The sequence below is a fragment of the Nonomuraea maheshkhaliensis genome (assembly GCF_039529435.1).
Lineage (GTDB): Bacteria > Actinomycetota > Actinomycetes > Streptosporangiales > Streptosporangiaceae > Nonomuraea > Nonomuraea maheshkhaliensis.
In genome coordinates, this window is sequence record NZ_BAAAMU010000143.1 from 1 (window position 1) to 25,560 (window position 25,560).

The 25,560-nt window shown below is 72.7% G+C and carries 20 protein-coding genes and 1 pseudogene; 11 read left to right on the plus strand and 10 right to left on the minus strand.

Annotation, left to right across the window (positions count from 1 at the left end; all coding sequences use genetic code 11):
- The coding region (locus tag ABFX54_RS48575; RefSeq protein ID WP_346113964.1) for an FAD-binding protein at positions 1 to 167 on the minus strand (167 nt) is incomplete at its 3' end.
- 26 nt (positions 168 to 193) lie between these two features.
- Here ABFX54_RS48575 and ABFX54_RS48580 point away from each other — a divergent pair.
- From ABFX54_RS48580 to ABFX54_RS48590, 3 genes are all read left to right on the plus strand, one after another.
- Complete coding sequence (locus ABFX54_RS48580; RefSeq protein WP_346113965.1) at positions 194 to 355, plus strand: hypothetical protein; 162 nt, start codon at positions 194 to 196, stop codon at positions 353 to 355.
- Between the two features lie 300 nt (positions 356 to 655).
- Positions 656 to 1,117, plus strand: a complete 462-nt coding sequence (locus ABFX54_RS48585; protein WP_346113942.1) for a hypothetical protein — start codon at positions 656 to 658, stop codon at positions 1,115 to 1,117.
- A 172-nt stretch (positions 1,118 to 1,289) separates the two neighbouring features.
- The gene (locus ABFX54_RS48590; protein WP_346113943.1) at positions 1,290 to 2,069 is read left to right on the plus strand and encodes an LLM class flavin-dependent oxidoreductase; all 780 of its coding nucleotides are present in this window, start codon (positions 1,290 to 1,292) and stop codon (positions 2,067 to 2,069) included.
- Between the two features lie 75 nt (positions 2,070 to 2,144).
- Here the strand turns inward: ABFX54_RS48590 and ABFX54_RS48595 are convergent, their stop codons facing one another.
- The 3 genes from ABFX54_RS48595 to ABFX54_RS48605 form a co-directional block, all read right to left on the minus strand.
- A complete protein-coding gene (locus ABFX54_RS48595; RefSeq protein WP_346113944.1) occupies positions 2,145 to 3,185 on the minus strand; it encodes a LacI family DNA-binding transcriptional regulator in 1,041 nt (346 codons plus the stop codon).
- Positions 3,182 to 5,656, minus strand: coding sequence for a glycoside hydrolase family 2 protein (locus tag ABFX54_RS48600; protein ID WP_346113945.1), 2,475 nt, complete (start codon positions 5,654 to 5,656; stop codon positions 3,182 to 3,184). The genes ABFX54_RS48595 and ABFX54_RS48600 overlap by 4 nt, the downstream gene beginning before the upstream one ends.
- A gap of 175 nt (positions 5,657 to 5,831) precedes the next feature.
- Positions 5,832 to 6,443, minus strand: a complete 612-nt coding sequence (locus ABFX54_RS48605) for a TetR/AcrR family transcriptional regulator (RefSeq protein ID WP_346113946.1) — start codon at positions 6,441 to 6,443, stop codon at positions 5,832 to 5,834.
- Between the two features lie 134 nt (positions 6,444 to 6,577).
- Between ABFX54_RS48605 and ABFX54_RS48610 the strand changes: the two genes are divergently transcribed.
- From ABFX54_RS48610 to ABFX54_RS48625, 4 genes are all read left to right on the plus strand, one after another.
- Positions 6,578 to 8,029 (plus strand): MFS transporter, encoded by a 1,452-nt coding sequence (locus ABFX54_RS48610; RefSeq protein WP_346113947.1) that lies wholly within the window; start codon positions 6,578 to 6,580, stop codon positions 8,027 to 8,029.
- Between the two features lie 54 nt (positions 8,030 to 8,083).
- Positions 8,084 to 9,295 (plus strand): cytochrome P450, encoded by a 1,212-nt coding sequence (locus ABFX54_RS48615; protein ID WP_346113949.1) that lies wholly within the window; start codon positions 8,084 to 8,086, stop codon positions 9,293 to 9,295.
- A gap of 72 nt (positions 9,296 to 9,367) precedes the next feature.
- Positions 9,368 to 10,552, plus strand: coding sequence for a glucuronyl esterase domain-containing protein (locus ABFX54_RS48620; protein ID WP_346113950.1), 1,185 nt, complete (start codon positions 9,368 to 9,370; stop codon positions 10,550 to 10,552).
- Positions 10,513 to 11,097 carry a cellulose binding domain-containing protein gene (locus ABFX54_RS48625; protein WP_346113952.1) on the plus strand — a complete coding sequence of 195 codons (585 nt, stop codon included), beginning with the start codon at positions 10,513 to 10,515 and terminating at the stop codon, positions 11,095 to 11,097. Before ABFX54_RS48620 ends, ABFX54_RS48625 begins: the two co-directional genes overlap by 40 nt.
- 72 nt (positions 11,098 to 11,169) lie before the next feature.
- Here the strand turns inward: ABFX54_RS48625 and ABFX54_RS48630 are convergent, their stop codons facing one another.
- Entirely contained in the window at positions 11,170 to 12,477 is a 1,308-nt protein-coding gene (locus tag ABFX54_RS48630; RefSeq protein WP_346113953.1) for a hypothetical protein, read from the minus strand.
- 492 nt (positions 12,478 to 12,969) lie between these two features.
- Here ABFX54_RS48630 and ABFX54_RS48635 point away from each other — a divergent pair, with 492 nt between their 5' ends.
- Positions 12,970 to 14,007 (plus strand): zinc-binding alcohol dehydrogenase family protein, encoded by a 1,038-nt coding sequence (locus ABFX54_RS48635; protein ID WP_346113954.1) that lies wholly within the window; start codon positions 12,970 to 12,972, stop codon positions 14,005 to 14,007.
- Positions 14,008 to 14,093: 86 nt separating this feature from the next.
- Here ABFX54_RS48635 and ABFX54_RS48640 read toward each other — a convergent pair whose 3' ends face one another.
- Genes ABFX54_RS48640 through ABFX54_RS48650 form a run of 3 tightly spaced genes read right to left on the minus strand, consistent with a single transcriptional unit; the run spans position 14,094 to position 18,381 of the window.
- The gene (locus ABFX54_RS48640) at positions 14,094 to 16,046 is read right to left on the minus strand and encodes an ABC transporter ATP-binding protein (RefSeq protein ID WP_346113956.1); all 1,953 of its coding nucleotides are present in this window, start codon (positions 16,044 to 16,046) and stop codon (positions 14,094 to 14,096) included.
- On the minus strand, positions 16,043 to 17,779 hold the full coding sequence (locus ABFX54_RS48645) for an ABC transporter ATP-binding protein (RefSeq protein WP_346113957.1): 1,737 nt from the start codon (positions 17,777 to 17,779) through the stop codon (positions 16,043 to 16,045). Before ABFX54_RS48645 ends, ABFX54_RS48640 begins: the two co-directional genes overlap by 4 nt.
- Complete coding sequence (locus tag ABFX54_RS48650; protein ID WP_346113958.1) at positions 17,779 to 18,381, minus strand: TetR/AcrR family transcriptional regulator; 603 nt, start codon at positions 18,379 to 18,381, stop codon at positions 17,779 to 17,781. Before ABFX54_RS48650 ends, ABFX54_RS48645 begins: the two co-directional genes overlap by 1 nt.
- Positions 18,382 to 18,525: 144 nt before the next feature.
- Here ABFX54_RS48650 and ABFX54_RS48655 point away from each other — a divergent pair, with 144 nt between their 5' ends.
- Entirely contained in the window at positions 18,526 to 19,938 is a 1,413-nt protein-coding gene (locus ABFX54_RS48655; protein WP_346113959.1) for a type I glutamate--ammonia ligase, read from the plus strand.
- Between the two features lie 50 nt (positions 19,939 to 19,988).
- Here ABFX54_RS48655 and ABFX54_RS48660 read toward each other — a convergent pair whose 3' ends face one another.
- The gene (locus tag ABFX54_RS48660) at positions 19,989 to 20,468 is read right to left on the minus strand and encodes a MerR family transcriptional regulator (RefSeq protein WP_346113960.1); all 480 of its coding nucleotides are present in this window, start codon (positions 20,466 to 20,468) and stop codon (positions 19,989 to 19,991) included.
- A gap of 60 nt (positions 20,469 to 20,528) precedes the next feature.
- Here ABFX54_RS48660 and ABFX54_RS48665 point away from each other — a divergent pair, with 60 nt between their 5' ends.
- Together ABFX54_RS48665 and ABFX54_RS57285 are read left to right on the plus strand one after the other, a co-directional pair.
- Positions 20,529 to 21,662 (plus strand): FAD-dependent oxidoreductase, encoded by a 1,134-nt coding sequence (locus ABFX54_RS48665; RefSeq protein WP_346113961.1) that lies wholly within the window; start codon positions 20,529 to 20,531, stop codon positions 21,660 to 21,662.
- Between the two features lie 126 nt (positions 21,663 to 21,788).
- On the plus strand, positions 21,789 to 22,577 hold the full coding sequence (locus ABFX54_RS57285; protein WP_428834654.1) for an MOSC domain-containing protein: 789 nt from the start codon (positions 21,789 to 21,791) through the stop codon (positions 22,575 to 22,577).
- Between the two features lie 999 nt (positions 22,578 to 23,576).
- Here the strand turns inward: ABFX54_RS57285 and ABFX54_RS57290 are convergent.
- Positions 23,577 to 25,370 (minus strand): annotated as a pseudogene (locus ABFX54_RS57290) (FAD-binding oxidoreductase); the annotation flags it as partial.
- Between the last annotated feature and the right edge of the window lie 190 nt (positions 25,371 to 25,560).

Consider the following 25,560-nt stretch of genomic DNA (forward strand, 5'->3'; position numbering starts at 1 on the left):
GCGCCCCCGGCGACGCTGACGACCGGGGAGCGGCCGGGCAGGCCGGTCAGGCCGTGCGCCGCCGCGGCGGCCTGGAGGAGGCCCGAGGGCACGCCCGCGCCGACGCGGGCCCGGCGGGCGGCCGGATCGATCTCGACGGAGTCCAGGCGGCGGGTGCGCAGCAGGATGGCCCGCCGAGGTTCGTCGTGGCGCCGTGACCGTTCGGCTGGACCGCGACGGCCAGGCCGCGGGCGCGGGCGAAGCGGACCACGGCCGCGACGTCGGCGGCGTCGGGCGCCTCGGCCACGGCGGGAACGGGGTGCTCGACGGCCCGGTTCCGGGGACGCCCGGCCTCGTCGAACCCGTCGTCCCCTGAGAGCAGCACCCGGCCGCTGACGAGGGTGCGCAGGTCGTGCAACGTGTCGGTCATCTGTCATCCCATCGTGAATTGGGGGAAACGTCGCCGTGTGGGTGAGCGCGTTCCATGGTGGTGGGAAAAAGGCGCCGATCAATGTGGTTTTGTGCGGGAATCGTGAAGCCGGAGCGCCGGACCTGTGCCTTCCCCGTCGGGACGTTCCGTGAATTAGGGGCCTGGCTGTAACGGCGGGCACTGGCAGGAAGGCGGGCGCTGCTCACGATGGGTGGCGGAATCCAGCACCCAACGGAAGGTGAAATCGTGCGTCTGCTCGCCGGGTTGACGATGAGTACCGTGCTCGCCGCCGGGCTTCTGGCGGCCCCGCCCGCCCTGGCCGCCGCCGCCCAGGCTGTCCCCTTCTCCGCTGACTCGGGCGACTCGTGCCGCCGCGGGTTCACGGAGGGTCAGATCGAACGGTACGACGGGCCGGTGATCCGGCCCCGCGTCGACGTCGAAGGATTACTCTCCGACGAAGCCACCCCGACCATCTGCACGCCCGACGACATGCACTCCCTGGCCACCTTCAGTGCCTACCGAGGCAGCGACCTGATCGACAGCGTCACGCAGAAGGCGGACGACGAGCAGGTCAAGTTCGCGTTCTCGCTGTCCGACAGGGGGTCGGTGCGCACCATCGACCGGGTGGTCGTGCAGGTGTGCCGCCGGAGCAACTCGCCGATCGGGATCGGGTACTGCGGCAAGGCGCAGGAGTACAAGATCCCGTAGAGCGCCTGTCGGGTGACGAGCCCTCTCCCCTGCCGGGGAGGGGGCTCGCCCGCGTCCATGGGGGGGTGTTCATGGGGGGGCTGCCCCGGCGCAGGCCAGGACCTTGATCGCCGGGCCGGGGTCGCCGCGCCGTTCCGCGATCACCGGGGTGTGATCGCGTAGCCTGGGGCGCATGGTGCGCTTCGCGGTCGGGCTGCCGAACCTCGGTGAGTTCGGGGATCCTCAGGTGTTGGTCGAGCTCGCCGTGGCGGCCGAGGAACGGGGCTGGGACGGCGTCTATCTCTGGGACCATCTGCTCTACCACGACCGCGACTGGCCCGTGGTCAACCCGACGGTGGTGCTGTCGGCCATCGCGGCCCGTACCAGCCGGGTCAGGATCGGCGTGCTGATGACGGCGCTGCCCCGGCGGCGGGTGCAGATGGTGGCGAAGGAGACCGCGACGCTGGACGTGCTGTCCGGGGGGCGGCTGGTCGTCGGCGCGGGTCTCGGATCGGTCGACGCCGAATACTCCGACTTCGGCGAGGACCCCGACTTGAAGGTCCGTGCTGCCAAGCTGGACCGGGGCCTGGAGCAGCTGACGCGGCTGTGGAAGGAGCTGCCGCCGTCGCCGGTCCAGCGCCCGCGCGTCCCGATCTGGTGCCCGGGGCGGTGGCCGACCAAGGCCGGCTTCCGGCGGGCGGCCCGGTGGGACGGCGCGATGCCGACCTTCCACGAGTACGGGCAGGAGCTGCCGCCGGTGCCCGTCTCCGAGTTCGCCCGGGTGGTGGACTTCCTGGCCGAGCAGCGGGGCTCGCTGGACGGCTTCGACATCGCGTTGGAGGGGCGTGCGGCGGACGGGCTGGTCGACGGGTACGCGGCGGCGGGGATGACGTGGTGGGTGGAGGCGATGGGCTGGTGGCGCGGCGGCGTCGAGGACGCCCGAGCCACCATCGCCGCCGGCCCGCCACGCTAGCGCCGGCTCCGCCACGGCGGCCGGGCGGGGCGCCCGGGCGGACGGGCGGGTGGACCAGGCGGACCGGGCGGGCGGTCAGTGGGATCTGGCGGTGGTGCCTCGGGGGACGAGGACGGGGGTCGGTGCGGGGCCGTGCTCCGTCTCGCCCCGGCCGACGAGGTCCATGAGGCGGCGCGTGACCTCGGCGCCGAAGGCGAACACGTCGTGGCTCATGGCCGACAGCGGCGGATGGGTGAGCCGGCAGAGCTGGGAGTCGTCCCAGGCCAGCAGGGACAGATCGGCGGGCACGGGCACGCCCATCTCGGTGGCCACCGACAGGCCGGCCACGGCCATGATGTCGTTGTCGTACAGGATCGCGGTGGGCCGCCGGGCGGAGGAGAGCAGCGCGCGGGTGGCGCGGGCGCCCTGCTCGCCCGAGAAGTCGGTGGTCAGGATGCGGGCGGGTTCAAGGTCCAGGTCCGCGACCGCCCGGGTGAACGCCTCGCTGCGCAGCGCCGTGTGCCCGAGCCTGGCGGGGCCGCCCACGCGGGCCAGGCGCCGGTGGCCGAGCGCCGCCAGGTAGCGGACGGCCTCGGTGACGGCCGCGGCGTCGTCGGTCCAGACGGACGGCAGCCCGCCGGTCAGTGACGGATGCCCGACGGCGATCACCGGCAGGCCCAGCGCCGCCACGGCGGCGACGCGCGGGTCGTCGAGGGTGAAGTCGACCATGATGGAGCCGCTGATCTGCTTGCTGCGGCCCCATCCGTCGAGGACCTCGATCTCCTCCTGCACATCCCGTACGAGCCGCAGCAGCAGCGAGTGGGACCGCTCGGCCAGCACGCTCTCGATCCCGGAGACGAACTCCATGTAGAACGGTTCGAGCCCGAGCATGCGGGCCGGCCGGGCGATGACCAGGCCCACGTTGCTCACCTGCGTGGTGGCCGACGAGAGCGATCTGGCGGCCTGGTTGGGCAGCCAGCCCAGCTCGCGGGCGGCCTCGCGCACCTTCTGCCGTGTGGCGGCGGAGACGCCCGGCTTGTCGTTCATGGCCAGCGATACCGAGCCCTTGGACACCCCGGCCAGCTGGGCGACCTCGGCGATCGTCACCTTGCCCGCCTGCCGGGCGGCGCGCGTCATGGCCGGGCGGCCTCCTCCGCCGCGTTGACGCTGAACAGCGCCGACCGCACCTCGGCCTCGTCGGATCCCCGGGCGTCCAGGCCGGTCACGGTGATCGTGACGGTCTCGCCGGGCAGCAGCGTGACCAGCCCGCGATCGGCCACCGCGCCGGGCGCGAGCCGGTCGGCCTGCAGCAGCAGGTCGCGGACGAAGGCGCGGGCGGTGATCACGACGCCGAGCGTATCGCCCGAGGGGTCGAGCCGCAGGTCGAGGTCGGGAGCCGGGTAGGCGAAGTCCTTGTCCGGGCGGCCGAGCACGACGTCGCGCAGCCCGTCCGCCTCCGCCACCAGCAGTTCCTCGCTCGCGTCCTTGAACTCGGCGACCGTCAGGGGCAGCAGCGCCACCGTGCGCGCGGGCACGTCGAACGGCACCCGTTCCTCCGCCAGCGCCGTCCCGTCCGCGCGCAGCCTGCGGACGAGCGCGCTGCCCCGCCACGGCTCGGGCGACTGGTTGTCGACGGCGAGCACGCGGGCGTCGTCCCGGTGCTGGAAGGTCAGCAGCCGGTCGGCGTACAGGCGGCGCAGCTCGTAATAGAGCGGCTTGGGCCGGGCCTGGCCGTCGACGGCGGCCCACGAGGTGACCGGCCAGCAGTCGTTCAGCTGCCAGACGACGGTGCCCGCGCAGAGCGGCCAGTGGGAGCGCCAGTGCGCGACGCCGGTCGCGATGGCGCGGGCCTGGTTGACCTGGGTGAGGTAGTGCCAGTGGTCGAAGCCGGCCGGCGCTGTGAAGTGGTGGGCCAGGCCCCGGTTCAGCTTGCCGTTGCCGTCCTCGGCCTTCTGGTGGTGCAGCATGGCGGGCGAGGCGGCGTCGAGCTGGTCGTCGCCGAGCCATTCGCGCAGCGTGGCGTGCGCGGGCGGCGCCTGCCAGCCGAACTCGGCGGCGAAGCGCGGCACGTCGTCGAGGTAGCCGCTGTAGTCGCGCCGGTTCCACACCTCCCAGAAGTGGGACGGGCCGTGCGCCGGGTCGTTGGGATGACGGTCCCATGAGCCGGACCAGGGGCTGCCCGCCTGGTACGGGCGGGTCGGGTCGAGGTCGGCCACCACGCGCGGCAGCAGCCCGAGGTAGTAGCCCTCGCCCCAGCTGGCGCCGGCCAGCTCCCGCTCCCAGCCCCAGTCGCGAAAGCCCCACAGGTTCTCGTTGTTGCCGTTCCACAGCACCAGACTGGGGTGGGGGGCGAGCCTGACGACGTTCTCGCGCGCCTCGGCCTCGACCTCGCCGCGCAGCGGCTGCTCCTCCGGGTAGGCGGCGCAGGCGAACAGGAAGTCCTGCCACACCATCAGGCCCAGCTCGTCGCAGGCGTCGTAGAAGGCGTGGTCCTCGTAGATGCCGCCGCCCCAGACGCGGACCAGGTCGACGCCCGCCTCGGCGGCCTGGGTGAGCCGGTGCCGGTAGCGCTCGGGGGTGAGGCGGGCGGGCAGGGCGTCGTCGGGGATCCAGTTGACGCCGCGGGCGAAGATCGGCCGGCCGTTGACGCGGAAGGTGAACGCGGTGCCGTGCTCGTCCTGGTTCCGGTCGAGCTCGATCGTGCGGAAGCCGACGCGCCGCCGCCAGGTGTCCAGGACCTGGCCGGTGGTGGCGTCGGACAGGACCACCGCGCACTCGTACAGGGGCTGGCCGCCATGCCCGCGCGGCCACCACAGGTCCGGCGCGGGGATCTCCAAGGCCGCCACGGCGCTGCCCGCGCCGGCGGGGACCGTCTGGGTGGCCGTCTGGCCTCCCGCCTCGATCGTCAGCGTCAGCTCGCGACCGGCGCCGGTCTCGGTGCGTTCCAGCTCGACGTGCGCCTCGATCCTGCCATCGCCGCTTCCGGTTCCGCCGGTGACCGTGACCAGGGGTCTGACCTGCGCCAGGCGGGCGGTGCTCCAGCTCTCCAGCCGGACGGGCCGCCAGATGCCGGCGGTGACGAGCGTGGGTCCCCAGTCCCAGCCGAAGCTGGCGGCCATCTTCCTGACGAAGTTGAACGGCTCCGCGTAGGCGTTCGGCCGCGCGCCCAGCCGTTCCTGCTGCGCCTCGGCCTCGGTGTACGCGGAGGTGAACAGCACCGACAGGACCGAGCCCTCCCGTACGCGTCCGGTCACGTCGAACCGGTACGAACGGTGCATGTTCCTGGTCCGGCCCAGTTCCTCCCCGTCCAGCAGCACTCTGGCGACCGTGTCGAGCCCGTCGAAGACCAGGTCCGTACGCTCGAAACCGGCCGGCGCCGCCGCCAGCGCCGTCTCGTAGCGCCAGTCGGCCCGGCCGACCCAGGCCACCTCCAGCTCGTTGAGCCCCTCGTACGGATCCGGGATCAGCCCCGCCGCCAGAAGGTCCGCGTGCACGCAGCCGGGCACCCGGGCCGGCACGGCCTCGTTCGTGAGCCGGCCGGCGGCTGCCTCACCACCCGCCAGGCGGAGCGTCCATCCCGAGTGCAACGACGTGCTCTGCTTCGCCAAGTCCTGCTCCTCAATCATGAGAATGGGGCAAATGTCCCGATAAGTCCTGATCAACGTACCGAGCCGCCCCTGAACCTGTCTAGACCGTTTCAGTCCAGCACGGAACCTCAGCCCGTGACACCCCCGTGCGCCGGTCCCCTTGATGCGCTTACCCGGTAAAGCGCACAATGCGCCATCACCCCGCCCACACCCCAGCCCGCGCGGCGGCGAGCGCCGCCTCCGCCGCCCGGCCGGCCGCCGCCTCGTCCAGAGGTTCGCCGGTGTTGAGCAGCGCGTAGTACAGGGGCGCGGAGACCCCGGCGATCACGCGCCGGGGATCGGTCCCCGGGGGCAGCTCGGCCCGTTCGACGGCGTCCGCGACGCAGCCGGCCCACTCGTCGATGCGCACGGCGTAGAAGCGGCGCAGCGCCATGGCCGCCTGCTCGTCGCAGAGCGAGGCGGCGATGAGCGCCTTGAACAGCCGCCCCTGGCGCGGATCTGTCAGGGTCTTGACGACCAGAAGCGCGTTCTCCCGCAGGTCGTCGCGGACGTTCCCGGCCCTGGACCGGGGCAGGGACTGCGCGGCCATGTCGTCGAGGAGGTCGGCGGCGAGCGCCCCCGGGCTGCCCCAGCGGCGGTAGACGGTCGTCTTGCCCACCTCCGCGACCCGGGCGATCTCGGCCAGGTCGAGCGCGTCGAACCCCTTCTCCACCAGGGTGTCGGCGGCGGCCCGCAGCACGGACTCGCGCACGCGCGCCGTACGCCCGCCGGGACGGACGGCCCCGCGCGGCGGCACGTCGTCGGCCATACAGGACTCCTTATCGGGACTCTAGTTCCATTAACAGCCATCACGGTGCTACATTCACCCTAACGGAACCAGAGACCCGTTAAGGACGGCTCCGTGTCCGGCAACTCCCCCATGTCCAGGAAGGACGTCCCGTCATGTCCACCCTCGCCTCCACCTCCGCCGACGGAACCACCCCCGCGCCGCCACCACGGCTCACCGGCCGGCTCAAGGTCGTCCTCGCGGTCCTGCTGGTCGCCCAGTTCACGCTCGCCGTCGACTTCTCGATCCTGAACGTCGCCCTCCCCCTCATCGGTGACGGCCTCGGCTTCTCCCTGGCGAACCTGCAGTGGATCGCCACCGCCTTCGCCCTGTCGGCGGCCGGGTTCACCCTGCTCTTCGGCCGGGTCGGCGACCTCGTCGGCCGCAAGCGGATCTTCCTCGCCGGTCTCGCCCTGCTGGGCCTGGCCTCCCTCGCCGGCGGCCTCGCGCCGACCCCCGAGGTCCTCATCGCCGCCCGCGTCGCCCAGGGGCTCGCGACGGCCGCCGCCACCCCGGCCGGCCTGGCCCTGCTCACCACCGCCTTCCCCGAGGGGCCGCTGCGGCAGAAGGCGCTCGGGCTGAACGGCGCCCTGATGTCGGCCGGGTTCACCACCGGCGCGATCCTCGGCGGCGTCCTGACGGACCTGCTCTCCTGGCGCTGGGCCTTCTTCGTCAACGTGCCCGTCGCGCTCGCCGTCCTGCTGGTCGCGCCCGCTGCCATCAAGGAGTCGCGCCCGGCCGGCCGGCCCAGGATCGACCTGCCCGGCGCGCTGTCCGTCACCCTGGGCCTGCTCGCCCTGGTCTACGGCCTCACCCGGGCGGGCGAGCACGGCTGGACCCATCCCGCCACGCTCGCGGGCCTGCTCGCCGGCGCCGTCCTGCTGGTGGTCTTCTACGCGGCCGAGAGCCGGGCGGCGCAGCCGCTCATCCCCCTGCACGTGCTGAAGAAGCGCACCGTGGCCTGGGGCAACGTGCTCGGCCTGCTGGCGTTCGTGACCGAGACGTCGCTGGTGTACCTGCTCACCCTCTACATGCAGAAGACGCTCGGCTTCTCCGCCCTGGCCGCCGGGGCCTCCTTCGCCCTGCTCGGCCTCGGGACGGTGCTCGGCGGCATGCTCGCCCCCAGGATCATCGGCCGCACCTCCGCGCGGGCCGCGCTGGTCGGCGGCGGGCTGCTGCAAGCGGCTTTCACCGCCGTCCTGCTGTTCCTCGGCGGTACGCCGGCCTCGCTGTGGCTGCAACTGCCCGCCACCTTCCTCGGCGGGGTCGGCAACATGCTGGTCATCGTGGGCTTCATGGTCACCGCCACGGCGGGACTGCCCGATCGGGAGCAGGGGCTGGCCACCGGGCTGGCGTCGATGTCCCAGCAGGTCGGCATCACCATGGGCACGCCGATCATGTCGGCGATCGTCACCGCCACCACGGCGGGGGTGGTGACCGCCGGGGCGGTGCTGGACGGCGTCAGGGCCGCCGTCGCGGTCAACGCCGCCCTGGTCCTCCTCGGTGTGCTCATCGCCGCCGTCGCCCTCGGCGGGGCGGGCGACAGGGGCGCGACAGCGAGGCGTTAACGTACATCTGTAGGTTATCTTTGCCGTCAGAAACCACATCGAATGGGGAGAATTTTGACGATTGACCCCGCTGCGACGCTCGAAACCACCCGCGGCTGCCCGTACGCCCCACCCAAGCAGCACCTGCGTCTTCTGCGGGAGCAGCCGGTCGCCAAGGTCGCGCTGCCCACAGGCGGCGAGGCATGGGTCGCGGCCCGCTACGACGACATCAGGACGATCCTGACCGACCCGCGCTTCACCGCCGACCGCCGCCATCCGAGCATGCCGCGGCTGGCCGAGGACACCGGGAGCGGGCTGGCCGAGTCGCCGCTGCCCAAGATGATGCTGGAGATGGACCCGCCGGAGCACGGTCCCGCCCGGCGCGCCGTGGTCGGCGAGTTCACCGTCCGGCGCATGGCGGCGCTGCGCCCGCGCATCCAGCAGATCGTGGACGAGCACCTGGACGCCATGCTCGACGGCCCGAAGCCGGCCGACCTGGTGCGCGCGCTGGCGCTGCCGGTGCCCTCGCTGGTGATCTGCGAGCTGCTCGGCGTGCCGTACGCCGACCACGACTTCTTCCAGATCCACTCGGCGCAGCTGCTGAACCGCCGGGCCACGGAGGACGAGCGCCGGCACGCCATCCTGGAGCTGGCCGTCTACCTGGACAAGCTGATCAAGACCAAGGAGCAGGAGCCCGCCGACGACCTGCTCGGGCGGCAGATCGCCAAGCAGCGCGAGAAGGACGGCGCGGTGGACGGCCCGGCGCTGCTCAGCCTGGCGTTCCTGCTGCTGATCGCCGGGCACGAGACCACGGCCAACATGATCTCGCTCGGCACGTACCAGCTGCTGCGCGACCCCGGGACGCTGGCCGCGCTGCGCGCGGACCCGGCCAAGACGGTGAACGCCGTCGAGGAGATGCTGCGGTACTTCACCATCGCCGAGTTCGCCATGGTGCGGGTGACCACGGCCGACGTGGAGCTCGGCGGCACGGTCATCCCGGCGAACTCCGGGGTGTTCATGCTGGCCAACGCCGGCAACCGCGACCCGGAGGTGTTCGCGGACGCGCAGCGCTTCGACATCGACCGCGGCGCGCGCAACCACCTCGCCTTCGGCTACGGCGCCCACCAGTGCCTGGGGCAGAACCTGGCCAGGGTGGAGCTGGAGATCGTCTTCGAGACGCTGCTGCGGCGGGTGCCCGGGCTGCGGCTGGCCGTTCCCGAGGAGCAGCTGGCGTTCAAGGAGGACTCGACGGTGTACGGCATGCACGAGCTGCCGGTCACCTGGTGATCCCGTCCCTCCGGAGAGAGGAACGCTAGTTTCAGCTAGTTTCCGGGTGACGAGAACGAGGGCGCCGACTGCGTGGTGCCCGGCCTGCCCGACGCCGGCTCCCTGCCGTCGAACGCCCGGCTGCGCGACCCGTTCAGGAAGCTGAACGGGTCGCGCATCACCAGCAGAGCCGACTGGCGGTGCCTGCGCGAGGAGACCAGGCGGCTCGCCGGGAAGTTCGTCTACGGAGAGAAGCCGCCCAAGCCGTCGAGCGTCACGGGGACGGTCACGAGCACCGGCATCACCGTGAACGTGAGCCACAACGGCAGAAGCGCCACCTTCTCGGCGAGCGTCCCGCTGCCGAGCGGCACCGGCCCCTTCCCCGCCGTCGTCGTCATCGGCGGGTTCGGCGCGGACACGGCCGCCATCAGGGCCGCCGGAGCCGCCGTCATCAGCTGCGACCCCTACCCGGTCGGCCGCGAGGGCACGCCGCGCAGCAACAAGCAGGGCGCCTTCTCCACCATCTACGGCTCCTCCAGCAGCACCGGGCTGCTGCTCGCCTGGAGCTGGGGCGTGAGCCGGATCATCGACGTCATCGAGCCGTCGGGCGGCAACCTGCTCAAGGCGGACGCCACCGGCGTCACCGGCTGCTCGCGCTTCGGCAAGGGCGCCTTCGTGGCCGGCGCCTTCGACCAGCGCATCGCGCTCACCATGCCGATCGAGTCGGGCAGCGCCGGCGCGCCGATCTTCCGTGGCATCCCCGGGGAGGGCGCCCAGAGCCTGAGCAGCGCGTACGGCGAGCAGCCGTGGCTGGGCGACGCGTTCAGCTCTTTCACCGGCAGCCCGGCCCGGCTGCCCGTGGACACCCACCAGATCGTGGCCATGGTCGCGCCGCACGGCCTGTTCGTCATGGACAATCCGCACATCACCAACCTCGGCCCCAGGTCCGCGAGCGTGGCGGCGCTGGGCGGGACCGAGGTGTACAAGGCGCTCGGGGCGGGCGAGAACATCACGTACTGGGCGGACGTGCAGGACGGCAGCCACTGCGCCAACCGGCCCGAATGGCGCACCCCGCTGCAGCAGCACATCCAGAAGTTCCTGCTGCGGACGGGCAACACGCCCGGCGCCATGCGGATCTCGTCCAGGGCGGCCGGCAACCTGGCGGAGTGGCGCGACTGGCAGACGCCTGCGCTCGGCGCGGCTCCGGCGACACGACCGCGCCGAGCACGCCCGGCACGTTGGCCGCGTCCGGCGTCACCGCCACCGGCGCCACCCTGACCTGGGCCGCCTCGACCGACGACGTCGGCGTCACCGGGTCTGACGTGCTGCGCGCGCCCGGGGCCACCGGCGGCACGTTCACGCAGGCCGGCTCCTCGGCCACGACCTCGTTCAGCGGCACGGGGCTGTCGCCGAACACCACCTGCCGCTACCAGGTCAGGGCGCGGGACGCCGCGGGCAACACCTCGCCGGTCTCGGACACCGTCCAGGTCACCACCCGGCCCGGCCCCGCCACCGGGGTCTGCACGGCCCTCGCCACCGTGCAGACCCAGTGGGCCACCGGGTACGTCGTCCAGCCCCTGACCGTCACCAACACCGGCACGTCCGCCATCAGCGGCTGGACAGTCACCTTCACGCTGCCGGCCGGGCACACGCTGACCGGCTCGTGGAACGTCACCGCCACCGTCAGCGGGCAGAACGTGACCTTCAGGAGCACCGGCCACAACGGCTCGCTCGCCCCCGGGGCGGCCACCACCAGCGTCGGCTTCCAGGTGAGCCGCCCGAACGGCGACACCGCCCTTCCGTCCGGGTACGCCTGCACCTGACCATCGCCCGCGCTTCCGTTTCCGGACCTCCCGGCCCGCCCGCACGCGGGCCGGAGCCCGCGGGCCGGTGGGTCAGCTGGTGACGGTCACGTCGCGCAGCAGGAAGTAGCTCATGGAGTCGGCCTGCATGTAGAGGTGGAACTTCTCGGCCCTGGCCTTGGCCGTCTTGTCCGCGGTGACGATGGTGACGACCACGTACTTCTTCGTGGGGTTAGTCCGGATCGCCCCGTAGGCGAACGTGGAGAAGGTCATGTCGCTGCGGATGTTCACCGCGTTCGAGGAGAGCTTGGCCAGCCGGGTCGCCGCGGCCTTCGCGGCCGCGTCCGTCGGGAACATCATCATGACCTGCACCGCCTTGAGGTGCCCGCGATAGGCGGTGTAGGCGACCTGGACGGCGCGCGTGCACTTGTTCTTGGCCAGCACGCCCCGCCCGTCCACGGGGTCGCAGCTGTCGTACGTCCAGCCGGCGACCTTGGCGGCGGAGAACCTGATCCCGGTCACGTCGAACTTCCAGTCGCCGAACTCGGTGTGCGCGATCGGCGAGCCCGGCTGGGCGCGGCCGGAGGCGGGCGGGGTGGCCGTGGGGTCGGTGGCCGGCTCCGACGGCTCCCCCGACGGCTCGCCCGACGGCTCGTCCGTGGCCCCGGCCGACGCCTCGTCCGCGGGCCCGCCCGACGGCTCGTCATCGGCCGCCTCGCCGGCCGCGTCTCCGGGCTCGCCGGAGGGGGCGTCGGACTGCCACGGGGCCGTGGTCGGGAACGAGGTCGCGCTGCTCGGCAGGGCGGCGGGGGGCTCCGGGGAGCCGAGGTAGGTCACCGCGCCCACCGTGCCGCCGGCCAGCAGGATCAGGCCCAGGCCGATGGACATGCCGATGACCAGGGTGTTGCCGCGCCGGGGCGCCGTGCCGTAGTCGTGCTGGGGCAGCCCGTAGAGATCGGCCTGCCCGTACTGGGTCGCCTGCCCGTAGGCGTCCCCTCGCCCGTAGGCGTCCCCCCGCCCATAGGCATCGCCGTGCCCGTAGGTGTCGGGCTGTCCGTAGGTGTCGGGCTGTCCGTAGGTGTCGGGCTGTCCGTATCGAGCCGGCCGGCCGTATCGGTCCTGGGACTCGTACGGGCCCGCCTGCCCGTGCCGACCTGACCGGCCGTACTGGTCCGGCTGCTCGTACGGGCCCGGCGGGCCGGGTAAGCGGGGCGTGCCGAAGTCGGGGGGCGGGCCGCCCTGACGGGGCTGTGGGCCGTTGCCGGGCCGGCCGGGGCTCTGGCCGGCCGACCGGGGGCCGTGGCCCGGCCATGGGGCGGCGGGACCAGGTTGCGGCCCGCCGTCCGTGGAGCCCCGCGCGGCCAGGGGATCTTGCGGATGTTGAGGTGGAGGGTAGGTCATGGCCCCATTGTGGGGCGGCGATCCGGCCTCGGACCGGCTCCACGGCAGTCCGGCATCAGAGTGAACCAGGCCCGCGCGGCCGTGCGTACTAGAGCGATACCCGCACGCGACGGCGGCGGGAGATGCGGCGAGCGGCCGAGAGCACGGGAGGAATCCCGGCGATCCGTCCCGGCCGCCCGGCGCGGGTCAGGAGTTGCAGCCGCAGCTGCAACCGGCGGCACATGAGCAGGATGATCCGTGTCCGCAGGAGCAGGAGTTCTTCGTGGTTGCCGTCATGCCGCATTTATTGCGCGAAGTGAGGGCCGGCTAACTCTCCGCGAAGCGACAAACCCCCTCCTTTCCCGCGACAAGCCCCTGCACACCGCCGTCCTCCCCCATCTGGGGGGATCTCGCGGTCATCGTGACCGGAGGCATCCCGTGTGAGGGCAGGACGCGCGGGCAGGACACGCCTCACGGTCCGCCGACGCGGGGGCCATCGAGGGGGGATCCGTCATGAAGGGAAACGCCGGCAGAATGCGCGCGGTCGCGTACCGGAAGAGCCTTCCGGTGGACGACGGCGAGAGCCTGGTGGACGTCGAGTTGCCCGTCCCCGAGCCGGGACCGACCGACCTGCTCGTCCGGGTGGAGGCCGTCGCGGTCAACCCCGTCGACTACAAGACGCGCCAGGGCTCCGACCCGGGCGGCGAGCCCAAGGTGCTCGGCTGGGACGCGGCGGGCACGGTCGTCGCGACCGGCGACCGGGCCGAGCTGTTCGCGGCCGGTGACGAGGTCTACTACGCGGGCGCGCTCGACCGTCCCGGCTGCGACTCCCAGTACCACGTCGTGGACGAACGGCTCGTCGCCCGCAAGCCCGCCACGCTGACCTTCACCGAGGCCGCCGCGCTGCCGCTGACGTCCCTGACCGCGTGGGAGGGCCTGTTCGAGCGGCTGGGCCTGCGCCGCGCGCCGCTGGAGCGGACCGGGGCGCTGCTGGTCACCGCGGCGGCGGGCGGCGTCGGCTCGATGGTGGTGCAGCTCGCGGGGGCACTCACCGCGCTCACGGTGATCGGCACCGCCTCGCGTCCCGAGACCGTGGAGTTCGCCCGGCGCATGGGCGCCCACCACCTGGTCGACCACCACGAGCCGCTGCCGCCGCAGGTGGCCGGGGTCGCGCCGGACGGCCTCGATCTCGTCTTCAGCACCGCCGGTACGGACCGGAACCTGCCGGCGTACGCCGAGATGCTCAGGCCGTTCGGCGGCATCGTCGCGATCGACGACCACGACACGCTGCCCGTCGGGGTGCTGAAGCCGAAGGGGATCTCGTTCCACTGGGAGCTGATGTTCACCCGCTCGCTCTTCGGCACGCCCGACCAGATCGCGCAGCACCACATCCTGACCCAGGTCGCCCGGCTGGTGGACCGGGGTGTGCTGACCACCACGGCGACCAGGGACCTGGGCCGGATCGACGCCGCCCACCTGCGCGAGGCGCACCGGATCATGGAGTCTGGCACGGCCGTCGGCAAGGTGACGCTCACCGGTTTCGGCGACTGATCGGCCCCCCTGCGAGGCCGGCCCTCCACAAAGCCGGCCGGCCCCACGAGGCCGGTCGGCCCGCACAGGGCCGGCCCGCACGAGTGTCAGTCGACCTCCACGGCGGCCTGGGCGAACTGGGCCGAGTACAGCCGCGCGTAGGCGCCCTCCGCCGCCAGCAGCGACTCGTGCGTGCCCTGCTCGACGATCCGCCCGTTCTCCATGACCAGGATCAGGCTGGCGTCGCGGATGGTGGACAGGCGGTGGGCGATCACGAAGCTGGTCCGCCCCTCGCGCAGCGAGCTCATCGCCCGCTGGATGAGCACCTCGGTCCTGGTGTCCACCGAGCTGGTCGCCTCGTCCAGGATGAGGATGGCCGGCTCGGCCAGGAACGCGCGGGCGATCGTGATCAGCTGCTTCTCGCCCGCGCTGACCGTGTTGCCCTCCTCGTCGACCACGGTGTCGTAGCCGTCGGGCAGCGTGTGGGCGACGCGGTCCACGTGGGCGGCCCGCGCGGCGGCCTCGATCCGCTCCTTCGTGGCGTCCTCGGCCCCGTAGCCGATGTTCTCCGCGATGGTGCCGCCGAACAGCCAGGTGTCCTGCAGCACCATGCCGATGTTGGCGCGCAGCTCCTCCCTGGACATCTCGGCGATGTCGACGCCGTCCAGCGTGATGCGCCCACCGGTCACCTCGTAGAAGCGCATGACGAGGTTGACCAGCGTCGTCTTGCCGGCGCCTGTCGGGCCGACGATGGCCACGGTCTGGCCGGGCTCGACGGTCAGCGACAGGTCGTCGATCAGCGGCCGGTCGGGCGCGTAGCGGAAGGACACGTTCTCGAACGCGACCCGTCCCCGCACCTGCGCGGGCCTGGCGGGCTCGGCCGGCTCGGCCGACTGCTCCTCGGCTTCGAGCAGCTCGAAGACCCGCTCGGCGGAGGCGACGCCCGACTGCACGAGGTTCGCCATGCCGGCCACCTGGGTCAGCGGCTGGCTGAACTGCCGCGAGTACTGGACGAACGCCTGCACGTCGCCCAGCGAGATGGAGCCCGAGGCCACCTTGAGCCCGCCCACCACGGCGACCAGCACGTAGTTGAGGTTGCCGATGAACATCATGGCCGGCTGGATCATCCCGGAGATGAACTGGGCCTTGAAGCTGGAGTTGAACAGGTCCTGGTTGTGCTCGGCGAAGGTGTCGGCGGCCTCCTTCTGCCGGCCGAACACCTTGACCAGCGTGTGGCCGCCGTACATCTCCTCAATGTGGCCGTTGAGCTTGCCGGTGGAGGACCACTGCTTGATGAACTGCGGCTGCGACCGCTTGCCGATCACGGCGGTGACGTAGACCGACAGCGGCACCGAGATCAGCGCGATGAGCGCGAGCACCGGCGAGATCCAGAACATGACGACCAGCACCGCGATGACCGTCAGCAGCGAGGAGATGAGCTGGCTCATCGTCTGCTGCAGCGACTGGGCGATGTTGTCGGTGTCGTTGGTGGCGCGGCTGAGGATCTCGCCGCGCGGCTGGCCGTCGAAGTAGCTCAGCGGCAGCCGGCCCAGCTTGGCCTCGATCCGCTCGCGCAGCCGGGACGCGGCCCGCTGGACCACGATCGTGGTGAGCCTGAACTGCACGATGCCGAGCAGCCCCGCCAGCACGTAGACCGCCAGCACCCAGCCCAGCACCTGGGCCAGCGCGGTGAAGTCGATGCCCTGGCCGGGCACGACGCTCATCGCCGAGACCATGTCGGCGAAGGTGTCCTGGCCGCGGGCGCGCAGCCCGGCCACGGCCTGCGCCTTGGTGCTCCCGGCGGGCAGCTGGGCGCCGATGATGCCGGAGAAGATCAGGTCGGTGGCGTACCCGAGGATCTTGGGGCCGGACACGGTCAGCGCCACGCTGGCCGTGCCGAGGGCCAGGATGACGGCCAGCATCGCCCGCTCGGGGCGCAGCAGGCGGATCAGGCGGCGCAGGGTGCCGCCGAAGTCGAGGGCCTTCTCGGCGGGCCCGCTCATCATCCGGCCTGGGCCGAACGCGGGCTGGGGACGGCGCGGGGGCGCCTGGGTGGTCACGCCGCGGCCTCCTGTTCGGTGAGCTGAGACAGCACGATCTCCCGGTAGGTCGGGCACGTGCTCATGAGTTCGGCGTGGTCGCCGCTGCCGACGATCCGGCCGTCCTCGACGACGAGGATGCGGTCGGCGTCGCGGATGGTGTTCACCCGCTGGGCCACGATGACGATGGTGGCGTCGGTGATCTCCTCGGCCAGGGCCGCGCGCAACCGGGCGTCGGTGGCGTAGTCGAGGGCGGAGAAGGAGTCGTCGAAGAGGTAGATCTCGGGCCTGTGCACCAGGGTCCTGGCGATGGCCAGGCGCTGGCGCTGGCCGCCGGAGACGTTCGTGCCGCCCTGGGAGACGGGCTCGTCCAGGCCGCCGGGCATCGCCTCGACGAACTCGCGGGCCTGGGCCACCTCCAGGGCGCGCCACAGCTCCTCGTCGGTCGCGTCGGGCTTGCCGTAGCGCAGGTTGGAGGCGACGGTGCCGGAGAAGAGGTAGGGCGACTGCGGGACGAGCCCGACCGCGCGGGCCAGCGCGGCGGGGTCGAGGTCGCGCACGCTGACGCCGTCGACCAGCACCTCGCCGGAGGTCGCGTCGAACAGGCGGGGGATGAGGTTGAGCAGGGTCGTCTTGCCGCTGCCCGTACTGCCGATGATCGCGGTCGTCCGGCCGGGCCGCGCGGTGAAGCTCACGTCGCTCAGCACCGGTGCCTCCGCGCCCGGGTAGCGGAAGGCCACGGAGCGCAGCTCCAGCTCGCCTATGTGGCGGTCGGGGGTGACGGGCCTGGCCGGCGGGTGGACGGTCGGCTCGGTGCCGAGCACCTCCTCGATGCGCTCGGCGCAGACCTCGGCCCGCGGGATCATCATGAACATGAACATGGCCATCATCACCGACATGAGAATCTGCATGAGATAGGAGATGACCGCGGTCAGCGCGCCGACCTGCATGCTCCCGTCGGCGATGCGGTGGCCGCCGAACCACACCACGGCGACGCTCGACAGGTTCACGACCAGCATGACGGTGGGGAACATCAGCGCCATCAGCCGCCCGACCCGCAGCGACACGTCCGTCAGCTGCTCGTTGGCCACCGCGAAGCGCTCGCGCTCGTGCCGGTCGCGGACGAAGGCCCTGATCACCCGGATGCCGGTGATCTGCTCGCGCAGCACCTGGTTGATCCGGTCGATGCGCTCCTGCATCGTACGGAACAACGGCCGCATCAGAACCACGATGGTGCCCACGATCGCGATCATCAGCGGCAGCACGACGAGCAGCAGCGAGGACAGCGTCGTGTCCTGATTCAGCGCCAGCACGATCCCGCCGACGCACATGATCGGCGCCGCCACCATCATCGTGAACGTCATGAGCACGAGCAGCTGGATCTGCTGCACGTCGTTGGTGGTCCTGGTGATCAGGGACGGCGGCCCGAACCGGCTGACCTCCTGGGCGGAGAAGTCCTGCACCCGGTGGAAGATCGCGGCCCGCATGTCGCGCCCCAGGGCCATCGAGGTGCGGGCGCCGTAGTAGACGGCCACGATCGAGCAGACGATCTGGACCAGCGTGACGGCCAGCATCACCATCCCGACGCGCATGATGTAACCGGTGTCGCCCTTGACGACGCCGTCGTCGATGATGTCGGCGTTGAGGGTGGGGAGATAGAGCGTGGCCAGCGTCTGTACGAACTGGAAGAGGACGACGAGCGTGATCTCTTTTCCGTACGGCTTGAGCTGGGCCCGCAGCAGGCGGAGCAGCATCAGTGGGGGCTTTCTGTCAAAGGGGTGAGATCGGGCCGCGCGAGCAGCCCGTCGAGCAGCACGGAGACGATCTCCTCGTCGTCCATGCCGCCCAGGTCGTCTCCGCCGAGGCCGCCGAGGCCGTGGTGGACGGTGACGGCGACCTGCATGAGCAGCAGTTGTGCCGTGGCGTGAGGAGAGCGGCGCAGCCGCTCGCGGTCGGGCTCGACCAGGGCCGCGATGGCCTCCATGATCTGCCTGCGGCTCTCCAGCATGCGCTCGCCGAACTCGGGGTCGTCGGCCAGCAGCGTTTTGGGCGCGGTGTACAGCTTGGCGTTGGCGTGCATGCCCTTGCGCAGCATCGACACGGCCGCGCACAGCCGCGCGCGCAGCTCCAGTGTGGTGCCGATGGAGGCCAGGGCGGCCACCGCCGGCGCCGGGTCGAACGCGGCCATCAGGGCGGCGCGCAACAGCGAGATCTTGTCGGGGAAGACGCCGAAGATCGTGCCCTCGGCCACGCCCGCGGCCTCGGCGATCTGTCGGGTGGTGACGGCGGTGCCGTGTTCGCGCAGGAGCGGGACGGTGGCGGCGATGAGCGCGGCCCTGCGGTCTTCAGGCGCCATGGCCGGCACCCTTCGCCTTCTGGTCATGGGGACGAATCGTAATGAGCGAGTACTCACTCGTTCAAATCGTTTTCGCGTGTATCGCCGTGCGCGCAGGGGGTTCCGCGTTAAAGTGGCCAGGTCAGCAGGCTGATCGTGGGGGGAATGCCGATGCTGGACGTGGTGGGTTCCGGGGCACGACTGACGGAAACGGACCGACAGGATTCGGCCACCTCCGGGGGGGATCCGGCCGCCGCCGGGGTGGCCGGGGTCACGATCGTGTGGGCCGACAACAACGGCATCCCCCGCTCCCGTACGGTGCCGGCCGGCCAGTACGGCGCCGCCGTCGAGCGCGGGGTCGGGATCACGCCGCTGTTCGCGGTCTTCGACTCCCACGACGGCATCACCTTCGAGCACGCCCCGCTGGGCACGCCCTCGGGCGACATCCGGCTGATGCCCGTCGCCGACCGGCTCGTCCGGCTCGCCGGGCAGCCCGGGTTCGCGTGGGTGCCGGGGCGGCAGGTGGCGGCCGACGGCTCCGCGTGGCCGTACGACCAGCGAGGCGTCCTGGAACGGCAGGTGGCCAGGGCCGCGGCGCTCGGGCTCGACCTCCTGGCGGGTTACGAGATGGAGTTCCACCTCAGCCGGGCGAGCGACGACGGCGACGGCGACGTGCGTCCCGTCTACGACGGCCCCTCCTACGGCCCGGCCAAGATGCTCGCCGTGGACGCCTTCGCCGAGCAGCTGCTGCGCGACCTCGACCGCAACGGCGTCCCCGTCGGCCAGTTCCACGGCGAGTACGGCCCCGGGCAGTTCGAGTTCAACATCGCCCCCGCCGACCCGGTCACCGCGGCCGACCGGCAACTGCTGGCGCGGCAGACCGTGCACGCGGCGGCCCGCGCCCACGGCCTGCGGGCCGGATTCGCGCCGCTGGTCACGCTCGGGCAGGTGGGCAACGGCTGGCACCTGCACACGTCGGTGTCCCGCGCGGGGAGCAACCTGCTGTCAGGCGGCGACGGCCCCGGCGGCATGACCGCCGAGGGCGGCGCCTACCTGGCCGGCCTGCTGCGCGACCTGCCCGCGATCGTGGCCGTCACCGCGCCCAGCCTGTCGTCGCTGCAGCGCAGGCGGCCCGGCTACTGGTGCGGGGCCTACACCTTCTGGGGCATCGAGAACCGGGAGGCGTCGCTGCGGTTCGTACCGGCCACTCCCCTGCTCGGGGCCGGGCACGCCAACGTCGAGCTCAAGCCGTCCGACGCTTCCGCTAACCCCTATCTCGCGCTGGCCGCCGTGATCGCGGCGGGCGTCGCCGGCGTCGAGGACGGCCTCACGCCGCCTGATCCGGTGCAGGAGGACCCCGGCGGCTGGAGCGAGGACCGGCGTGCGGCGCACGGCATCCGCCTGCTGCCCGTCACAGTCGAGCAGCAGCTCGCCGAACTGCGGGCCAACGAGCGCATCCGGGCGGCGCTGGGCGAGGAGCTGGTCGGCGCCTTCGTCGCGGTACGCGAGGCCGACGCCGCCCGCGCCGCAGGCCGGGACGCGGCGGACGTGGTGCGCTCGTACCGCTGGCTCTACTGACCACAGAAAGCGGGCCTCTTCCGGGTCAGGGAGAGCGGGCGTCTTCCGCGTCAGTGCGGGTGGGCCTCTTCCAGGGGCAGCCCGGCCAGCCGGGCCTCCAGGGCGGCGGTGAAGTTGCGGCAGGCGGGCAGCTCGTCGTGCGGGCAGCCGAGCGCGTGGGCGACGGCCCGCCTGGCGACCTGGGCCCTGGCGATCTGCTCGTCGAGCTCGGCGAGCTTGCGCCGGATCAGCTCCCGCCAGTCGTCGCCGCGCGTGTGCGTGGCGAGGAACTCCTTGCACTCGTGCAGCGTGAACCCGCAGTCGCGCAGCAGCAGGATCGTGCCGACGAGCGCCGTGGCCGACTCCGGGTAGCGACGCTGCCCGGAGATCCGCGTGGGGGCCGGCATCAGGCCGAGCTCCTCGTAGTAACGCAGCGCCGAGGTGGCGACGCCGGTGCTCCTCGCCAGCTCGCCGATCGTCAGATGCCGTTCGCCCATGCCGCTTCCGAGCGTACGCCAGGAGGCGGCCTGAGCATGCTCGTGGACGTTCACCCGATAATGCTCTATAACTCGTAGTACTACGATAAGTAGAGCTATGAGTGGGGGCCAGACGTGCGGGTGATCGTGGCAGGGGCGGGGATCAGCGGGCTCGCCGCCGCGCGGGGGCTGATCGCGGCGGGGCACGAGGTGGTGGTGCTGGAACGGGCGCCGCGGCTGCGCACCGGAGGCGGGGCCATCACCCTGTGGTGCAACGGCACGGCCATCCTCCGCGACCTGGGCGTCGGCCTGGAGGGGAGCGGGCAGCGGCTGACCACGCTGCGGTTACGGACCTCCCGGGGGCGCGAGGTGCTGGAGATGGACCTGGAGGCGCTGGCGGAGCGGTTCGGCTCGGAGGCCAGGGTGATCCCGCGCTCGTCGCTGATCGGCCTGCTGGAGGGCGTCCTGCCCGAGGGCACCGTCCGGTTCGGGGCGCGGGTCACGGGCCTGCGGGCCGACGGCGACGGCGTACGGGTGCGGACCGAGGCGGGGCAGGAGTACGACGGCGACTTCCTGGTGGGGGCCGACGGGGTGCGCTCGCGGGTGCGCGCCCTGGTGCTGGGCGACGGCGAGGCGGCGCTGACCGGGGTGGCGATCTGGCAGGGGCTGACGCCGGCGCCGTTCGACCCCGGGGCCGTCACGACGCTGATGGTCGGCCGGCAGGGCGACTTCGGGTACATGGGGGCCGGCGACGGGCTCATGCAGTGGTTCTTCGACGTGCCGTACGCGCCGGGGGCGCCCGCCCTCGACCCGGTGCGGCTGCTGCGCCGGCGGTTCGGTCGCTGGGCGGCGCCGGTCGGGGAACTGCTGGCCTCCCTGGGTGAGGGCGACGCCGAACTGTTCCCGCACACCCGGCACAAGGTGCCGTCCCGCTGGGGCGCGGGCCGGTGCGTGCTGCTCGGGGACGCCGCGCACGGGATGCCGCCCTTCATGGCGCAGGGCACGAACCAGGCGCTGGAGGACGTGGCGACCCTGGTGAGCTGTCTGGACACGGTGCCCGATCCGTCCCGGGTGGTCGGCCTCTACTCCGCCAAGCGCAAACGGCGCGCGGCCCTGGCCTCCACGATGGCGACGCACGGCCTCGCGGTGTCGGGTCCGCGGGCGCTGATGCAGAGCGAGTACGTGATGCGGATGAACGCCGCCGCCTCACCCCGCCTGGCCACCCGCGCCTTCGGACACCTGCTCAGCACCCTCAGCGACCGCATCTGAGGACCGCCGGGCCGCCCGGCACCGGCCCCCGCGGCTCCTGCCCCTGCGGCTCCGGGGCCGTCCGGCGGCCGGATCCGGCGGGGCCGGAGGCTGTCCACCGTCGAGGCGGCGATCTACGATGCGGGCATGCGACTGGTCGATATCCGGATTTATCCGGTTAAGTCCGGGGCTGGGTTGCCCGTAGCGAACGTCGCCGTGGAGCCCTGGGGGCTGGCCGGCGATCGTCGGTGGGCGGTCGTCGACGAACTAGGTGCGCACATCTGGCTGGGCGACTACCCCCGGATGGTCTCGGTCCTGGCGCGCAACCTCGACGGCGGCGGCCTGCTGCTCTCCGCCCCTGGCCGGCCCGATCTGGAGGTCCCCAAGGCCACGGGCGAGCCGGTCCCCGTGACGTTCAGCGGGCTGGATCGCGCGATCGCCGCCGATGACGCCGCCTGCGCCTGGTTCACCGAACTGCTCGGCCGGCCCGCCCGGCTCGTCTGGCTGGACGATCCCGGCCGCCGGGCCATCGACCCCGCGCACGGCGGCCTGCCCGGCGAGGTGGTCAGTTTCGCCTGGGACGCCCCGCTGCTGCTGACGTCCGCCGCCTCGCTCCGCCTCCTGGACGAGCAGATCGGCGGCGACACACCGCTCGACATGGCGCGGTTCCGGCCGAGCGTGGTCGTGGACGGCGGCGAGCCGTACGCCGAGGACGCGTGGAAGGAGGTCAGGATCGGCGAGGTGGACTTCCGCGTCTCGGAGGCGTGCGACCGATGCGCGGTCACCACCATCGACCCGGCCACCGGCGCCAGGGGCAAGGAGCCGCTCAGGACCCTCGCCCGGCACCGCCTCCGGGACGGCAAGACGTGGTTCGGCATCCGCCTCGTGCCCAGAGGGCCCGGCCGGCTCCGGCTCGGCGATCCGGTGACCGCCTGACAGGACGGTGACCGCCTGACAGGACGGTGGGGCGGTGGCCTGGTCGAGGAGTTCCAGCAGGTGCTGGTACGGCTTTCCGGTGGCGCGGGTCATGCCGAGCTCGCACGTACGGTTCACCGAGGCGTGCGCCGCGAAGTCCCCGGCCGTCACGGCGGCGGCCTCGGCGCGGGTGGCGGAGGCGGTGAGCTCGGGGTGGAGCAGGCCGCGGTCCCCGGCGAAGGCGCAGCACTGCCAGCCCTCGGGGATCACCACCTCCTCGGCCACGGCCCGCGCGATGCTCGCGATGGCGGCGTCCAGGCCCAGCCGGGTGGAGGAGCAGGTGGGGTGCAGGGCCAGCGACGGCAGACGGCGGGCGGCCGGGAGGCGGGGCAGGAGGTGCTCGGCGGTGTAGGCGACCGCGTCGAGCACCTTCAGATCGGGCACGAGGTGGGCGTACCCTTCGGTGCACGAGGCGGCGTCGGTGACGACCGGGACGCGCCCGTCGCGGGTGGCCCGCGCGAGGGCGTCGCGGACGCGGCCGGCCATCGTCTCGTGGCCGTCGGCGTACCCCTTGGACGACCAGGGGGTGCCGCAGCACAGCCCGGCGATCTCGGCGGGCACGCGCAGCGTGATGCCGGCCCGGGCGGCCAGGCGCTGGAAGGCGGTCATGACGCCGGGCCCGTCGCCGGCGGGGGCGAACATCGTGTTCAGGCAGGAGGGCAGGTAGACGGCGTCGGGATCGGCGGCCGGGACCGGGCGGCGCCGGGTGCCGCCCCTGGGCAGGTCGCGGGTCCACTGCGGCACCGTCTTCGGGCCCGCCAGCGCGCGGGCGGCCCGGCTGCCGGCCTCGGGAAGGGCGGGCGGGGTCGCGGCGGCGGCGTCCAGGGCCAGGTTCATCGCGCGGGTGAGGCCGTCCCAGTGCTTGGCGGCGCTGTTCCAGCCCTGCTTCGCGGCGCGGCCGTGGCGTTCGGCGCGCAGCCGTTTGGTCAGGTCGCCGGTGTTGATCAGGACGGGACATGCGGTGGCGCACATGCCATCGACGGCGCACGTGTCCACGGCGTCGTAGCCGTAGTCCGCCTCCAGCGCCCGGACCAGGGCGTGATCGCCGGCGGCCTCGGCGGCGGCCATCTCGCGGCGCAGCACGATGCGCTGGCGCGGGGTGGTGGTCAGGTCGCGGCTGGGGCAGACGGGCTCGCAGTAGCCGCACTCGACGCAGCGGTCGACCTCGGGCTCGACGGTGACGACCTGCTTGAGGTCGCGCAGGTGGGCGTCGTCGCGGTCGGTGAGCACGACGCCGGGGTTGAGCGTGCCCGCCGGGTCGCACAGGCGCTTGATCTCGCGCATGACGTCGTAGAGCTCGTCGCCGTACTGGCGGCGGACGAACGGGGCCATGACGCGGCCGGTGCCGTGCTCGGCCTTGAGCGTGCCGCCGCGCCCCAGCACGGCCTCGACCATGTCCTCGGTGAAGTCGGCGTAACGCTGCAGCTCGGTGCCGAAGCGCTCGTTCAGCATGAAGTGCAGGTTGCCGTCCTTGGCGTGGCCGAAGATGACGCTGCGCTCGTAGCGGTGCTTGGCGAACAGCTCGGTGAGGTCGTCGCACAGGTCCGCGAGCACGGGCACGGGAACGGCGACGTCCTCCAGCAGGGCGGTCGTGCCGCTGGGGCGGGCGCCGGCCACGGAGGCGTACAGACCCTTGCGGATGTGCCACAGCGCGGCCCTGACGCCGGCCTCCCTGCCGAGCCGGGCGGGGACGGACAGGCGCAGCCCGGCGAACGCCCGCTCGGCGGCGCGCTCGCGCTCGGTGAGCAGGTCGGCGTCGGACTCCTGCCACTCGACCAGCAGCGCGGCGTGCCCGGCGACGTCGAGGGAGCGCAGCACGTCGTCGGCCTTGGGGTCGGTCTGGGCCACCCGCAGCGACTCGGCGTCCAGCAGCTCGACCGCGGCCGGCCCGGCGGCGACCAGCTCCGGCATCGCGGCCATCGCCTCGCGCAGGGTGGGCAGGACGAGCAGGCCGGTGGCGGCCAGGCGGTGCGCGGGGACCGTGCGGAAGACCGCCTCGGCGACGAAGCCGAGCGTGCCCTCGCTGCCGATGATCAGGTGGGCGAGGATCTGCGCGGGCGAGTCGTGGTCGAGGAGGCTGTTGAGTCCGTACCCCATGGTGTTCTTGAGCGAGAACTGCGCGGTGATGCGGCGCACCGACTCGGCGTCGCCGCGCACGCGGTCGCGCAGCCGGGCCAGGCCGCCGACGATCGCGGGCTCCAGCGCCCGCAGCCGCTCGTCGGCGTCGGGGGCGCCGGTGTCGATCACGGTGCCGCTGGGCAGCACGACCGTCATCGACTCCAGCGTCCGGTACGTGTTGGCGTGCGTGCCGCAGGTCATGCCGCTGGAGTTGTTGGCCACCACGCCGCCGATCGTGCACGCCGACTCGCTGGCCGGGTCGGGGCCGAGCTTGCGGCCGTAGGGGGCCAGGCGGGCGTTGACCTGGCGCAGCACCGCGCCGGGTTGGACGCGGACGCGCTCGCCGCCGTCCAGCACCTCGATGCCGCGGAAGTGCCGGCGCGTGTCCACCAGCAGGTGCTCGCTGACGCCCTGCCCGCTCAGGCTGGTGCCGCCGGAACGGAAGGTGAGCGGCAGGCCCGTCCGCAGCAGCGCGGCGACCTGCTCGGCGCTCTCCGGCACCAGGACGGCCTGCGGGGTGAGCAGGTAGTGGGAGGCGTCGTGAGCCATGCCGAGCCGGTCGCCGGCCCGGGTACGGGCGATACCCGGCACGGCGGCCTCCACCGTGTCCAGGACTGCGGAATCCGGCGCTTTCATCAAGTTTCCTACTCTTTCATCGGCACGAACTGCGGCGAGCTCCGGCCCAGCGGTGCGGGGGTCTTCGGCCGGTCGGCGCGGGGCCGTACGGGGCTCCGGGCTAGCGGTGCGGGTCTATGTGGATCTTGGGGCCGGGGGCGGCGCCAGGCGGGCGGTGGACGGCCAGGACGCCGGGGGTCTCGGCCAGGCC